Raw genomic sequence first — 14,934 nt, 5'->3', positions numbered from 1 at the left:
TTTAGTGATTTATTTGAAATGCATTTTATAGAGCTATCAAAATTTAAAAAAGAATATAGTGAAATAAAAACAGCCCTAGATAGATGGAGTGCGTTTTTATGTAGAGCGTATGAAATGGAAAAGGGAAAAATACCAAAAGAGATAGAAGTAGATGAAAGTGTAAAAAAGGCAATAGAGAAATTAGATACAATGTATTTAGAAAAGGAAGAAAGAGAAATATATGAAAATGAAAGAAAGGCTATGATGATAAGGAAAGCAGAAGTGAAAACTGCTGAAATTAAAGGAAGAAAGGAAGGAGAATATAAAAAATCTATAGAGATAGCTAAAAATTTATTAGATGTTTTAGATAATGAAACAATAGCAATAAAAACAGGACTTTCTGTAGAGGAAGTTAATAAATTGAGGGAGTAAAAGTAGCCATGGCATTTGCTATGGCTTTTGTTTATGTTTATAGTTCGCAAATAATGATATATAAAATGGATTTACAGAAATAAAGTTCGTTATAAATCGAATTATTTTTGAATAGCAAAAAATAAAATACGAAAAATTATTGACTTTTTGAATGTGATAAATTACAATTAACATGTAAAGTTAATAAAATTGAATATTTTCTTATATAATCCTTGTAATATGGTCAAGGAGTTTCTACAGGAAAACCGTAAATTTTCCTACTATAAGAAAAGCTATTTTCACTTAAAATAATAGCTAGTTGAAGGCTTTTCTTAGTAGTGCTTTTAACTAGCTTTTTTTATTTTTATTTAGGAGGAGGAATTAAAATGGAATTGGCACCAAAAAAAGTTGAAACTAAAGTACAGACTAAAAATGTATTAGACAGAATATTTAGGCTTTCTGAAAATGGTACTACAGTAAAAAGAGAAATAGTAGCAGGGATTACAACTTTTATGACTATGGCATATATATTAGTTGTAAATCCATTAATATTAGGTGATGCTGGAATGGATAAAGGAGCTGTATTTATGGCTACTGCACTTGCAGCAGTTATTGCAACTTTTATTATGGCTTTTTTAGCAAATTATCCATTTGTATTAGCTCCGGGTATGGGTCTTAATGCCTTTTTTACTTATGGAGTAGTTTTGGGAATGGGATATTCATGGCAGTTTGCGCTTACAGCAGTATTTATAGAAGGTATTATATTTATACTAATGACATTTTTAAATATACGCGAGAAAATAATAAATGCAATTCCACAAACTTTAAAAAATGCAGTTAGTGCAGGAATAGGACTTTTTATAGCTTTTATAGGACTTGTAAATGTAAATATTATTAAGCAAGGTGGAGCTATAATAACATTAGGCAATCTTAAAAGTCCACTAGTTATACTTACTTTATTTGGCTTAATACTTACATCTGTGTTACTTGCTAAGAGAGTTAAAGGAGCTTTTTTGATAGGAATGCTTATTACATCATTACTTGGAATGGTTGTTGGTATTGTAAATGCTCCAAGTAAACTGATAGATTTGCCACCATCAATTTCTCCTGTATTTATGGCGTTTAAACATGTTCCAAAATCTCAAATATTTAGTATGGACATGGTAGTAGTTGTATTTACATTTTTATTTGTTGATTTATTTGATACTATAGGTTGTTTGGTAGGTCTTGCGAGTAAAGCTAATATGCTTGATGAAGAAGGAAATCTTCCAAGGGCAAAGCAAGCTTTACTTGCAGATGCAATAGGAACTACATCAGGCGCAATACTTGGAACTTCAACTGTTACAACTTTTATAGAAAGTGCTTCGGGTATAGCAGAAGGGGGAAAAACAGGTCTTACGGCTTTTACAGCTGGAATTTTATTTTTAATATCTACTTTATTTGCTCCCATATTTACATCGATACCTGCTGAGGCTACATCTCCAGTATTAATACTTGTAGGAGTGATGATGGCATCGTCATTACTCAAAATAGATTTTGATGATTTTACAGAAGCAATACCTGCATTCTTAACAGTTGTAATGATGCCACTTGCTTATAGTATAGCTGAGGGATTGGTATTTGGAATAGTTTCTTATACAGCGATTAAGTTTTTAACTGGAAAAGGAAAAAATGTTCAGCCTACATTGTATGTATTGTCTATATTGTTTATACTTAAGTATATTATTACATGATAAAAATTAGGGGGGATTTTATGAAAGTAGCAGTTATAATGGGGTCTAAATCAGATTATCCAAAGCTAGAAGAGGGCATAAAAATTTTAAAGAAATTTGAAATAAATGTTGAAACTAGAGTGCTATCAGCACATAGAACTCCTAAGGAATTGATGGACTTTGTAAATGATATTGAAGATAATGTTGATGTAATAATAGCAGCAGCAGGAAAAGCAGCGCATCTTCCTGGAGTTATAGCTTCCAACACATTAATACCTGTAATAGGTCTTCCGATAAAATCTTCTACACTTGATGGTCTTGATTCACTTCTATCTATTGTTCAAATGCCTAAGGGAATTCCTGTTGCAACAGTTGCTATAGATTCTTCTTTAAATGCAGCACTTCTTGCAATTCAAATAATGAGTTTGAGATATAAAGATTTAAAAATAAAGCTTGACAATTATAGAAAAGAAATGAGTAAGAAGGTTTTGGAAGATGATGAGAGTATAAGTAATTTATAAGGGGGAATTAATATGGAAATGCTTTATGAAGGAAAGGCTAAAAAAATATTTAAAACTGATAATGAAAATGAGTGTATAATTTACTTTAAGGATGATGCTACTGCTTTTAATGGGCTTAAAAAAGATGAGATATATCAAAAGGGTATTGTAAATAATAAAATATCTTCTCGTGTATTTGAGTTTCTTGAAAGCAAAGGAATTAAGACTCATTATATAAAAAGTATTTCAGATAGAGAAATGCTTGTTAAAGCAGTTGAGATACTTCCTATTGAAGTTATAGTTAGAAATATATCAGCAGGTTCTATGTGCAAAAGATTAGGAATTGATGAAGGTATAGAATTTGAAAAGCCTGTACTTGAATTTTCATATAAAAATGATGAGTTAAAAGATCCACTTATTAATGATGATCATGCCATGGCGTTAAAACTTGCTACTAAGGAAGAAATAGATTATATAAAAAATCAAGCAATTGAAATAAATAATGTATTGAAAGAATTCTTCAAAAATCTTAATCTAAAATTAGTAGACTTTAAATTAGAGTTTGGAAAAACTTTAAATGGAGAAATAATACTTGCTGATGAAGTATCTCCTGATACATGTAGATTTTGGGATATTAATACCAATGAAAAATTAGATAAAGACAGATTTAGAAGAGATTTAGGTAATGTCATAGAGGGCTATAAAGAGGTTCTTAACAGAATGGGGTGATATTGGTGTGTGTGGAATTATAGGTATTTGCTCAGATAAAGATATATCAAAGGATTTGTATTATGGACTTTATTCGCTTCAACATAGAGGGCAAGAAAGTTGTGGAATATCAGTTTGGAATGGAGAAAAAATAGATTATCATAGAGGGATGGGGTTAGTATCTGATGTTTTAAAAAAAGAGGAACTCGATAAATTAAAAGGAAATATTGGAATAGGACATGTTAGATATTCAACAGTTGGAGGAAGTCATATATCAAATTGTCAGCCATTAGTTGGAGCTTGTAGAGGGAAAAAATTATCTATTGCTCATAATGGAAATTTAATAAACAATTTATATTTGAGGCAGACTTTAGAAGAAGAGGGGTTTATATTTCAAACATCTATAGATTCAGAAGTTATACTGTACATATTAGCTAGATATTATAAGGGAGATATAATAGAGAGTATAAAAATTACCATGGATTATATAAAAGGAGCATATTCTCTAGTTGTATTAAGTGAAGAAGGACTTGTTGCTGTTAGAGATCCCCATGGCTTTCGACCGCTCGTATTGGGTAGAAGGGGAGATGAATATATAGTTTCATCAGAAAGTGGTTCTATAGATATATTAGGAGGAGAAGTAATACGAGATATAGAACCAGGAGAAATAGTGTTAATTAAAGATGGAAATTTAAAATCTTATAATTATAGAAATAATTATAAGGAAATGAAGAAAATATGTATATTTGAACATATATACTTTGCTAGGAATGATGCTGTTATAGATAGTGTAAATGTTTATGATTTTAGAGTTAAATCTGGAGAAATAATTGCAAGAGAAGATGATGTAGATGCAGATATTGTAGTTCCCGTTCCAGATTCAGGAATACCAGGGGCTCTAGGATATTTTAGAAAAAGTAAAATTCCATTTGAAGAAGGACTGGTTAAAAACAGGTATGTAGGAAGGACATTTATAAAGCCAGATCAAAATGAAAGAGAAATAGGTGTTAAATTAAAATTAAATCCATTAACATCAGTAGTAAAAGGGAAATCTATAGTATTAATAGATGATTCAATAGTTAGAGGAACTACTTCAAAGAGAATTATAGATTCTTTAAAAAAAGCTGGTGCAAAAGAAGTACACCTTAGAATAACTTCTCCACCGGTAAAGTACTCTTGTTTTTTTGGAATAGATACTCCTAGAAGAAGTCAATTAATAGCATCAAAAAAATCAATAGAAGATATAAAAGAGGAAATTGGAGCTGATTCATTGAAGTTTTTATCATTGGAAGGTCTTTTTGAAGCTGCTGATTTTAAAAATATATTCTGTATGGCGTGTTTTGATGGGAAATATCCGATGAAGCCTATGGATAAGGAGGAGTGAAATGGGGACAATTACTTATAAACAAAGTGGGGTAGATATAGATGAAGGGAACAGAGCTGTAAATCTTATAAAACAAAAAGTGAAATCCACTTATAATAAAAATGTAATAGGAGATTTAGGGAATTTTAGTGGAATTTACAGTTTAAAAGGTTTTTTGAATATGAAAGAGCCGGTTTTACTATCATCAACAGATGGTGTAGGAACTAAATTAAAAATAGCTCAAATTATGGGTATACATAATACTGTTGGAATAGATTTGGTAGCTATGTGTGTAAATGACTTGATATGTCAAGGGGCAAAGCCTTTGTTTTTTTTAGATTACATAGCAACAGGGAAACTCAAAGCTGAAAAAATAGATGATATAATTTCTGGTATAGTAAAAGGATGTAGTGATGCACAAGTTGCATTAATAGGAGGAGAAACAGCAGAAATGCCTGGAATGTATGATGAAGAAGAATATGACTTAGCAGGATTTTCTGTTGGTATATGTGATAAGGAAAAAATAATAACAGGAGATTTAATAAGAGAAGGGGATATTTTGATTGGGATTTCATCTAGTGGGGTTCACAGTAATGGATATTCATTAATTAGGAAAATGTTTTTAGAGAAATTGAATTGGAATTTAAATAAGTATATTGATGAGTTTGGGAAAACTTTAGGAGAAACATTACTTACACCTACTAAGATATATGTAAGTTTAGTTATGGATTTATTACATAAATACAATATAAAAGGGATAGCTAATATAACCGGTGGGGGATTAATAGAAAATATTCCAAGAATTATACCTGAAAATTTAGGAGTAAAAATAAATAAAAATTCTTGGGATGAACTTGATGTATTTAAAGTAATAAGAGATTTGGATTTGGTTGAAGAAAGTGATTTATATAGAAGTTTTAATATGGGAATAGGAATTGTCTTGGTAGTAGATAAAGAAGATGTTGATGAAATACTTAGATTTATATGTATGAAAGATAAGGCTTATATAATAGGAGAAGTAATTAACAATAAAGGGGTTATATTATGTTAAATATAGCTGTTTTAATATCGGGTTTTGGTACTAATCTTCAGTGTTTAATAGATGCTTGTGAAAATAATGAAATAAATGGAAAAATAAAAATTGTTATATCTAATAATAAAGAAGCTTATGGTCTTATTAGAGCAAAAGATAACAATATAAAGGCTATTTATGAAAATGACGAAGAAAGGATAATAAAAATACTTAAACGAGAAAATATAGATTTGGTAGTTTTAGCTGGATATTTGAAAATAATAAGTAAAAATTTTGTTGCTGAATTTAAAAATAAAATAATAAATGTACATCCATCTTTAATACCTTCGTTTTGTGGTAGAGGATATTATGGAAAAATAGTTCATCAAAGAGTACTTGAATATGGAGTTAAAATAACAGGAGCTACTGTTCATTTTGTCGACGAAGGAGCAGATACAGGACCGGTTATAATTCAAAAAAGTGTTGTTGTAAAAGATGATGATACTATAGAAACACTTCAAAAAAGAGTGCTTCATGTGGAACATGAAATTTTAAGGGAAGCTGTAAGGCTTTTTTGTGATAAAAAAATTGAATTAAAAGGAAGGAGAGTAATTATAAATGAGTAAAAGAGCTTTAATAAGTGTTACTAATAAAGAGGGAATAGTCGATTTTGCTAAAGAACTTATAAATATTGGGTATGAAATAATATCTACTGGAAATACTTATAGAATTTTAAAAGAATCGGGTGTAAATGTTTTAAGAGTAGATGAAGTAACAAATTTTCCTGAGATATTAGATGGAAGAGTAAAAACTTTAAATCCATATATACATGGAGGAATATTATTTAAAAGAGATAAAGAAGAACATATAAAAACTATAAGCGAACATAATATAAATTCGATAGATATAGTTGTTGTAAATTTATATGATTTTGAAGGAGCGTTAAAGGAAAATAGAGATCATGAAGAAATTATAGAAAATATAGATATTGGAGGACCTACACTTATTAGAGCGGCATCTAAAAATTATAAGGATGTAGTAGTTGTTGTTGATCCAAGTGATTATAATAAAATAATAGAAAAATTAAAAAACAACTCTCTTTCTAATCAAGATAGATTAGACCTTGCCTTTAAAGCATTTTCTGTAACTGCTCGTTATGATAGTTTAATTTCCAATTATTTTGCCTATCTTTTAGGAGAAAAATACCCAAAATATTTAAATTTGACGTTTGAGAAGGAAAGTGAACTTAGATATGGAGAAAATCCACATCAACATGCTTGTTTTTATAAAGAAAGTTTTGTTAAAAAGAGTATTTTGGATTTTGATAAATTAAATGGAAAAGAATTGTCTTTTAATAATATAAATGACCTTTTTGCTTGTCTTGATATGTTAAAGGAATTTAAACATGAACATAAAGTAGTATCAGTTGCTGTAAAACACACAAATCCGTGTGGAGTAGGTATGGGAGAAAATGCTTATGAAGCGTTTAAGAAATGTTATGAAGCAGATGCAGTGTCTATATTTGGTGGAATTGTTGGAATAAATTCTACTGTTGATGAGCAAACGGCAAATTTTTTAAGCAAAATATTTTTGGAAATAGTTGTTGCGTATGATTACACTGTTAAAGCTCTTGAAATACTCAAACAGAAGAAAAATCTAAGAATTTTAAAAATAAGTAATTTAGATACTAGTAATAGAGGATATGATTTTAAGTATTTAGATGGAAAAATTTTAGTTCAAGATGAAAATGACAAGTTGTATGATAAACTTGAAGTAGTAACCAAAGTAAAGCCAAGTGAAAACGAAATAGAAGATATGAAATTTGGTCTAAAAGTAGTAAAACATATGAAGTCAAATGGAATTGCAATAGTAAAGAATGGAAGAACTTTGGCGTTAGGACCAGGACAGACAAGTAGAATATGGGCTCTTAAAAATGCACTTTACAATAATAGAGAGAAAGATTTCAAAGGAGCTATTTTAGCTTCAGATGCATTTTTTCCATTTGATGATTGTGTAAGGCTTGCTGCAGAATATGGTATAAAAGCTATAGTTCAGCCGGGTGGATCGATAAGAGATGAAGATTCTATAAAAGCCTGTGATGAATTAGGGATTGCCATGGCTTTTACAGGGATTAGACATTTTAAACATTAAATTAGGAGTGATTTTATGAATGTTTTAGTAGTTGGAAGTGGGGGAAGGGAGCATGCAATTATTTATAAATTAAGCAAAGAAGAGAGAGTAGATAAAATATATTGTGCTCCTGGTAATGCAGGAATATCTAAGCTTGCAGAAATTGTTGACATAAAAGATAGTAATATAGAAAAATTATTAGAGTTTGCTAAGTCTAAAAAAATAGATTTAACAATAGTAGGTCCGGAAGTTCCTTTGGTTATGGGAATCGTTGATAAGTTTGAAAGTGAAGGACTTAAAATATTTGGACCTAATAAAAAATGTTCACTTCTTGAAGGGAGTAAGGCATTTTCTAAAGATTTCATGATAAGGTATAGTATCCCTACAGCTAGATATAAAGAGTTTACTGATATTGATGAAGCGATTAAAAATGTAGATATATATGGTTATCCAGTGGTTGTAAAAGCAGATGGACTTGCAGGTGGAAAAGGAGTTATTATAGCAAATGATAAAGACGAAGCTATAACTGCATTAGAAAATATTATGAAATACAAGAAGTTTGGAGTTTCTGGAGATAGAGTTTTAATAGAAGAATTTTTAGATGGAGTAGAAACTTCTGTACTTACATTTGTAGATGGTAAGACTATAATTCCTATGGTGAGTGCTAAAGATCATAAAAAAGTATTTGATGGGGAAAAAGGATTAAATACAGGAGGAATGGGAACATTCTCGCCAAGCGATATATATGATGAAAAACTAGAAAGAGAAATTAAAGAAAAAATATTAAATCCTATAATAGAAGGATTTAAAAGAGATAACTTAAATTATAAAGGTGTATTATTTATAGGACTTATGATAACTAATGATGGACCTAAAGTTTTAGAATTTAATGTTAGGTTTGGAGACCCTGAAGCTCAAGTAGTTTTAACAAGGCTTGAAACTGATTTGGTAGATATAATAAATAGTATTTTAGAAGAAAAATTAAATGATATAGATATAAAATGGAGTGAATGTAAAACTGCATGTGTAGTTTTGACTTCAAATGGATATCCAGAGAGTTACGAAAAAGGAAAATTAATAAGAATAGGTAAATTAGATGATGATGTATTATTATTTCACAGTGGAACAAAATTTGAAAATGGAAAATTATTGACAAATGGGGGAAGAGTTATAGGAGTTACAGCTATTGGAAGAACATTGAATGAGGCTGTAAAAAAGGTGTATGGAAATGTAGAAAAAATTCATTTTGAAGGAATGCATTATAGAAAAGATATAGGAAAAAGGTGAATGAAAATGAGCAATATAAAGAGAGTATTTGTTGAGAAGAAAGATACTTTTGATGTAGAAGCTCAAAAGTTATTTAATGATTTAAAAAATAATTTGGGAATAAAAAATTTGAAAAAAGTTAGAGTATTAAATCGTTATGATATAGAGGGAATATCTGATGAAATTTATACTAGTGCTGTTAAAACTATATTTTCTGAGCCGAATGTAGATAATGTTTATCATGAAAAATTTGATATAAATGAAAATGAAATGGCATTTGCTATAGAATATTTACCGGGACAGTATGATCCAAGGGGAGATTGGGCAAGTCAATGTGTTGAGATTTTAAATGCAGAGGAAAGACCATTAGTAAATACTGCAAAAGTGATAGTATTAAATAAAGATATATCAGATAAAGATTTCGATAAAATAAAAAAATACTTAATAAATCCTGTGGATTCAAGAGAAGCTAGTTTAGATAAACAAATTACTCTCAAAGTTAAAACTGATATACCAAGTAAAGTTGAAATTATAAATGGATTTACAGATATGAACGATGAAAAGTTGAAAGAGTTTTTAAAAGAGAGAAATCTTGCCATGGCATTTGACGATTTAAAATTTATAAAGGACTATTTTAAAAATACTGAAAAGAGAAATCCTACTATAACTGAAATAAAAGTACTTGATACCTATTGGTCAGATCACTGTAGACATACTACTTTTTTGACAAAAATAGAAAATATAGAAATAGAATTTGGAAAATATTCAAATATAATAAAAAAAGCTTACAAAGAGTATTTATTATCTAGAGAATATGTTTATGAAAAAAAAGAAAAAGATATATGTTTAATGGATATAGCTACAATTGCCATGAAAGAACTTAGAAAAAAAGGATTACTCAAAGATTTAGATGTATCAGAAGAAATAAACGCATGTAGCATAAATGTAGATGTAAATATAAACGGAAAAATAGAAAAATATCTTGTAATGTTTAAAAATGAAACACATAATCATCCTACTGAAATAGAGCCGTATGGTGGAGCTGCAACTTGTCTTGGTGGTGCGATAAGAGATCCATTGTCAGGAAGAAGTTATGTATATCAAGCTATGAGGGTTACTGGAAGTGCTGATCCTACAAAAAGTATAGAAAATACATTACCTGGAAAACTTCCTCAAATAAAAATAACTACAGGGGCGGCAGATGGATATAGTTCTTATGGGAATCAAATAGGGATTGCTACCGGTCAAGTCGTAGAAATATATGATGAAGATTTTATTGCAAAAAGGATGGAAATAGGAGCTGTAATAGGAGCTGTTCCTAAGGAAAATGTTGTAAGAGAAAACCCTGTTAAGGGAGATGTTATTATATTGGTTGGAGGAAGAACAGGTAGAGATGGGTGTGGAGGAGCCACAGGTTCTTCTAAAGAACACAGTGAAAATTCTATAATTACATGTTCAGCTGAAGTTCAGAAGGGAAATCCGCCAACAGAAAGAAAGATACAAAGATTGTTTAGAAATAAAAAAGTAAGTAGAATGATAAAAAAATGCAACGATTTTGGAGCAGGTGGAATTTGCGTTGCAATAGGAGAATTAGCTGATGGAATTGATATAAATTTAGATTTAGTTCCTAAAAAATACGATGGACTTGATGGAACTGAACTTGCAATATCAGAATCTCAAGAGCGTATGGCTGTAGTTGTATCAAGTGAAAATGCAGATGAGTTTATAAAATATGCGAATTTAGAAAATCTTGAAGCAACTCATGTAGCAAATGTTACAGATAGTAATAGAATTAGAATGTATTGGAAAAATAATCTAATAGTCGATATAAGTAGAGAATTTTTAAATACCAATGGAGTTAAGCAAAAGACAGATGTTTTAGTAAAATCTCCAAGTGAAAAAAGTTATTTTAAAAGTGCAAATGAAAAAGGAAAAACTTTAAAAGAAAAATGGATAAATAAAATGAGGGAGTTAAATATATGCTCTCAGAGAGGATTAATAGAAAGATTTGATAGTTCCATAGGTGCAGCAACTGTACTTATGCCTTTTGGAGGAAAATATCAAGCAACTTATGTTGATGGAATGGCAGCTAAAATTCCAGTATTATATGGAGAAACTTCTACGGGGACAATAATGACTTATGGGTATAATCCTAAAATAGGAAAATGGAGTCCATTTCACGGTGCATTATACGCTTTAATTGAGTCTGTATGCAAAATAGTGGCGATGGGAGGAGATTATAAAACAGTAAGACTTACTTTTCAAGAGTATTTTGAAAAGTTGGGAGATAGTACACAGAAATGGGGAAAGCCATTTAGTGCATTACTTGGAGCTTTTTATGCTCAAAAAAAATTGAATATTCCTGCTATAGGTGGAAAAGATAGTATGTCTGGTACTTTTAAAGATTTAAATGTTCCACCGACATTAGTATCATTTGCTGTAGATATTGTGGATGTAAATGATGTGATATCTCCGGAGTTTAAAAATGTAAATTCTAAGGTAATATATTTATCTACAAGAAGATGTGAAGATGAAGTTGTAAATTTTGAAGAATTAAAAAAGAATTTAGATAAAGTAACTTCTCTTATAAAAAATAAAAAGGTAATATCAGCTTATGCTGTAAAAGGTGGGGGTATATGTGAAGGAATAAGTAAGATGTCATTTGGCAACAAAATAGGATTTAAGTTTGAAGAAGATATAAAAGGAGAAGAATTATTTTCACCTGGTTATGGGTGTTTTATTTTAGAAATAAAAGATGTAAATATTATCAAAGAATTTGAAGGATATAATTATAAAGTTTTGGGATATACTATTAAAAATCCAGTTATATACATAAATAAAGTGAAAATAGATTTAGATGAAATATATATAAATTGGAGTGAACCATTAGAAAATGTATTTTCTACTAAAATTGATGAAATTAAAGAGAGTATAGAAAATATATATTATAAATCTCCTAAAATATTAAAATCTAAATTAAATATAGCAAAGCCTAGAGTATTTATACCAGTTTTTCCTGGAACTAATTGTGAATATGATTGCAAAATGGCTTTTGAAAAAGTTGGAGCAGTTGTTAATACATTTGTGTTTAGAAATTTAACTCATTTAGATATAAGGGAAAGTGTAGATAATTTAGTTAAAGGGATAAATTCCTCTCAAATAATAATGTTACCTGGTGGATTTAGTGCAGGTGATGAGCCAGATGGTTCAGGAAAATTTATAGCAACGGTATTTAGAAATTCAAAGGTTAAAGAAGCAGTAATGGAGTTTTTGAATAATAGAGATGGATTGATATTGGGGATATGTAATGGATTTCAGGCTTTAATAAAGCTCGGTTTACTTCCTTATGGTGAAATTAAAGATATAGATGAAAACGATCCAACTCTTACTTACAATAAAATAGGCAGACATCAATCTAAATTTGTAAGAACTAAGGTAGTATCTAATTTATCGCCATGGCTAAGTGGGGTTGATGTAGGAGATGTACATTCTGTAGTTGTATCACATGGAGAAGGACGATTTGTATGTAGTGAACATTTGATAAAAAAATTAATTAAAAATGGTCAAGTAGCAACTCAATATGTAGATTTTAATAATAATGCTACTTATGATATAGACTTTAATCCAAATGGTTCATTTTATGCAGTAGAAGGTATAACTAGTCCAGATGGAAGAATATTTGGAAAAATGGCTCACTCAGAGAGAATAGGAAGTAATGTGTTTAAAAATATATCGGGAGAGAAAGATCAAAAAATATTTGAATCAGGGGTAAATTATTTTAAATAGATAAAATAAAATGCCATAAGTTGATAAAACTTATGGCGTTTTTGATAATATAATATTGCTGTTGATTAGTTCTTCAAATGAATTTTTATCTAGTGGAGGGCTAAATAAATACCCTTGAATTACATTGCAATTATTATTTTTGAAAAATTCTAATTGGTCTTTAGTTTCAACACCTTCAGCTATAACTTTAATGTTAAGATTGTTAGCCATGGCTATTATTGCTGAAACTATATTGTTGTTGTTTAAATCAATATTGATGTCTTTTGTAAAAGTTCTATCAATTTTTAATTTTGAAATAGATAAATTTTTAAGTTGAGCTAAAGAAGAATATCCTGTTCCAAAATCATCTATTGATATATTTAATTTTAAGTTTTTTAAGTTTTTAACTACATCTATTATATAATCTATATTTTCCATATATATACTTTCAGTGATTTCTAAATTTAGATATTCAGGTTTAAGTCCTGTTTCTTTTAATATTTTTGAAACTAAACTTACAAAATTTTTTTGTTTTAATTGATTTACAGATATATTAACGGAAACAAATATATCATTATATCCTAAATCGTGCCATTTTTTCACTTGGATAGATGCGGTTTTTAAAATCCATTCTCCAATAGGGTTTATAAAGCCTTTAGATTCTGCTATTGGTATAAATTTATTTGGAGGAATAAATCCAAGTTTGGGATGTTTCCAACGCAGCAAAGCTTCAGCACCTATAATTTTGGGGATGTTAGTATCTACTATTGGTTGATAATAAACAATAAATTCATTTCTCTTTAGTGCATGTCTTAAATGGTTTTCTAGCATGAATTCTTCTTTTACTTTTTCGTTTAAATCATCTGAAAATAGTTCAAATTTATTTTTGCCGTTGTTTTTGGCTTTATACATTGCTATATCAGCATTTTTTATTAAAATATCACTAGTTGTGCCATGAGATGGATATAAAGATATCCCTATACTTCCTGAAATGTGAAGTTCATAATTGTCTATAAAATAAGGTTTATTAAATATATCTATTATTTTTTGAGCAGTTTTTATTGAGTCTTGAGTGCTTTTTATTTGTGGTAGCAATATTAGGAATTCATCTCCTCCAATTCTTGCGATTAAATTATTTTTACCTACTTGTTTTTTTAATTGATTGGCAATTTTTTTGAGTAGCTTATCGCCAGTAGGATGACCTAAATTATCGTTGATTTTTTTAAAATCATCTAAATCTATGAACATTACTGCTAACATTTTGTTATCTTTAGAAAATTCATTTAAATACCAATCCAATTTCTCTTTAAAAAATGCTCGATTATATAATCCTGTGAGAGAATCCCTAAAAGCAAGATATTTTATTTTTTTTTCTTTATTTATATTTTCCGTGATATCGTGTACAATGGAATACAATAGTTCTTTTTCACCACAACTAATTGGTCCGCTATAAACTCTTACATGTTTTATTTCTCCATTTGATAAACGGTGTTTGAAATGAAAATTATTTTTTTGGTTATTTTTGATTTTTTGAAGATATGAAAACACCTTTTTATCATTGGAAACATTGATATCTGTTATTTTCATACTAGTTATTTTATCTTTATTATATCCGTAAAAAGAACAAGCTGCTGGATTTGCATCTATTATATCGCCATTTTCGGGATCTATAATAAGCATTGTTAAATGGTTATTATTATAAATACTTTTATAAAAGCTCTCTTGTTGTTTGAGTTTTAAAGAGTATTTGTTGATAATTTTATAAAGAAGTAAAGAAGTTATAATAACGTAAAGTAATCCTTTGTATATTTGGAGTTTATTAAAATTAAAATAATAATTGAGAATAATATCTGATAATAAAATCCATGTAAAACCCAATAAAAGGTAAGAAAATACTATTTTAAAAGGAATATTATTTTCATTAATACAATCTAGATTTTTACATTTAAATTTTTTCATAAATATGCTCCTTACTTTAGTGTGATAAATATATGTTCTTATAATATTTGTCGGAGTATATGTTGTAAATTTTATCTGGTAATTATTTCTTTTAGATTTTGATAGAGATATAATTCTTGTATGTGAAAT

General features: G+C 28.8%; 11 protein-coding genes and 1 riboswitch. Of the genes, 10 read left to right on the top strand and 1 reads right to left on the bottom strand.

The window, feature by feature from the left end:
* From BUA19_RS09190 to BUA19_RS09150, 10 genes are all read left to right on the top strand, one after another.
* Nucleotides 1-411 (top strand): Rpn family recombination-promoting nuclease/putative transposase (locus tag BUA19_RS09190; protein ID WP_143145417.1); only part of this gene is annotated, 411 nt, incomplete at its 5' end.
* Nucleotides 412-592: 181 nt separating this feature from the next.
* Nucleotides 593-694: riboswitch (purine riboswitch) on the top strand.
* Nucleotides 695-776: 82 nt separating this feature from the next.
* Complete coding sequence (locus tag BUA19_RS09185) at nucleotides 777-2,123, top strand: NCS2 family permease (protein ID WP_084602025.1); 1,347 nt, start codon at nucleotides 777-779, stop codon at nucleotides 2,121-2,123.
* A gap of 20 nt (nucleotides 2,124-2,143) precedes the next feature.
* The gene (gene purE / locus BUA19_RS09180) at nucleotides 2,144-2,623 is read left to right on the top strand and encodes a 5-(carboxyamino)imidazole ribonucleotide mutase (RefSeq protein WP_072725859.1); all 480 of its coding nucleotides are present in this window, start codon (nucleotides 2,144-2,146) and stop codon (nucleotides 2,621-2,623) included.
* Nucleotides 2,624-2,635: 12 nt separating this feature from the next.
* On the top strand, nucleotides 2,636-3,331 hold the full coding sequence (gene purC, locus BUA19_RS09175) for a phosphoribosylaminoimidazolesuccinocarboxamide synthase (protein ID WP_072725857.1): 696 nt from the start codon (nucleotides 2,636-2,638) through the stop codon (nucleotides 3,329-3,331).
* Nucleotides 3,332-3,338: 7 nt separating this feature from the next.
* Nucleotides 3,339-4,694 (top strand): amidophosphoribosyltransferase, encoded by a 1,356-nt coding sequence (gene purF / locus BUA19_RS09170; RefSeq protein WP_072725855.1) that lies wholly within the window; start codon nucleotides 3,339-3,341, stop codon nucleotides 4,692-4,694.
* Nucleotide 4,695: 1 nt separating this feature from the next.
* Nucleotides 4,696-5,724, top strand: coding sequence for a phosphoribosylformylglycinamidine cyclo-ligase (purM, locus tag BUA19_RS09165; RefSeq protein WP_072725853.1), 1,029 nt, complete (start codon nucleotides 4,696-4,698; stop codon nucleotides 5,722-5,724).
* Nucleotides 5,718-6,311, top strand: coding sequence for a phosphoribosylglycinamide formyltransferase (gene purN / locus BUA19_RS09160; RefSeq protein ID WP_072725851.1), 594 nt, complete (start codon nucleotides 5,718-5,720; stop codon nucleotides 6,309-6,311). The genes purM and purN overlap by 7 nt, the downstream gene beginning before the upstream one ends.
* Complete coding sequence (gene purH, locus BUA19_RS09155) at nucleotides 6,304-7,836, top strand: bifunctional phosphoribosylaminoimidazolecarboxamide formyltransferase/IMP cyclohydrolase (protein ID WP_072725849.1); 1,533 nt, start codon at nucleotides 6,304-6,306, stop codon at nucleotides 7,834-7,836. The genes purN and purH overlap by 8 nt, the downstream gene beginning before the upstream one ends.
* 15 nt (nucleotides 7,837-7,851) lie before the next feature.
* Nucleotides 7,852-9,102, top strand: a complete 1,251-nt coding sequence (gene purD, locus BUA19_RS11965; protein WP_242939274.1) for a phosphoribosylamine--glycine ligase — start codon at nucleotides 7,852-7,854, stop codon at nucleotides 9,100-9,102.
* Nucleotides 9,103-9,108: 6 nt separating this feature from the next.
* Nucleotides 9,109-12,867, top strand: a complete 3,759-nt coding sequence (locus tag BUA19_RS09150) for a phosphoribosylformylglycinamidine synthase (RefSeq protein WP_330389069.1) — start codon at nucleotides 9,109-9,111, stop codon at nucleotides 12,865-12,867.
* 30 nt (nucleotides 12,868-12,897) lie between these two features.
* Here the strand turns inward: BUA19_RS09150 and BUA19_RS09145 are convergent, their stop codons facing one another.
* Entirely contained in the window at nucleotides 12,898-14,805 is a 1,908-nt protein-coding gene (locus BUA19_RS09145) for a sensor domain-containing protein (RefSeq protein WP_072725846.1), read from the bottom strand.
* Nucleotides 14,806-14,934: the final 129 nt, after the last annotated feature.

It is taken from the genome of Tepidibacter thalassicus DSM 15285 (genome assembly GCF_900129915.1).
GTDB lineage: Bacteria > Bacillota > Clostridia > Peptostreptococcales > Peptostreptococcaceae > Tepidibacter > Tepidibacter thalassicus.
This window is presented reverse-complemented; position numbering and strand designations above follow the sequence as displayed.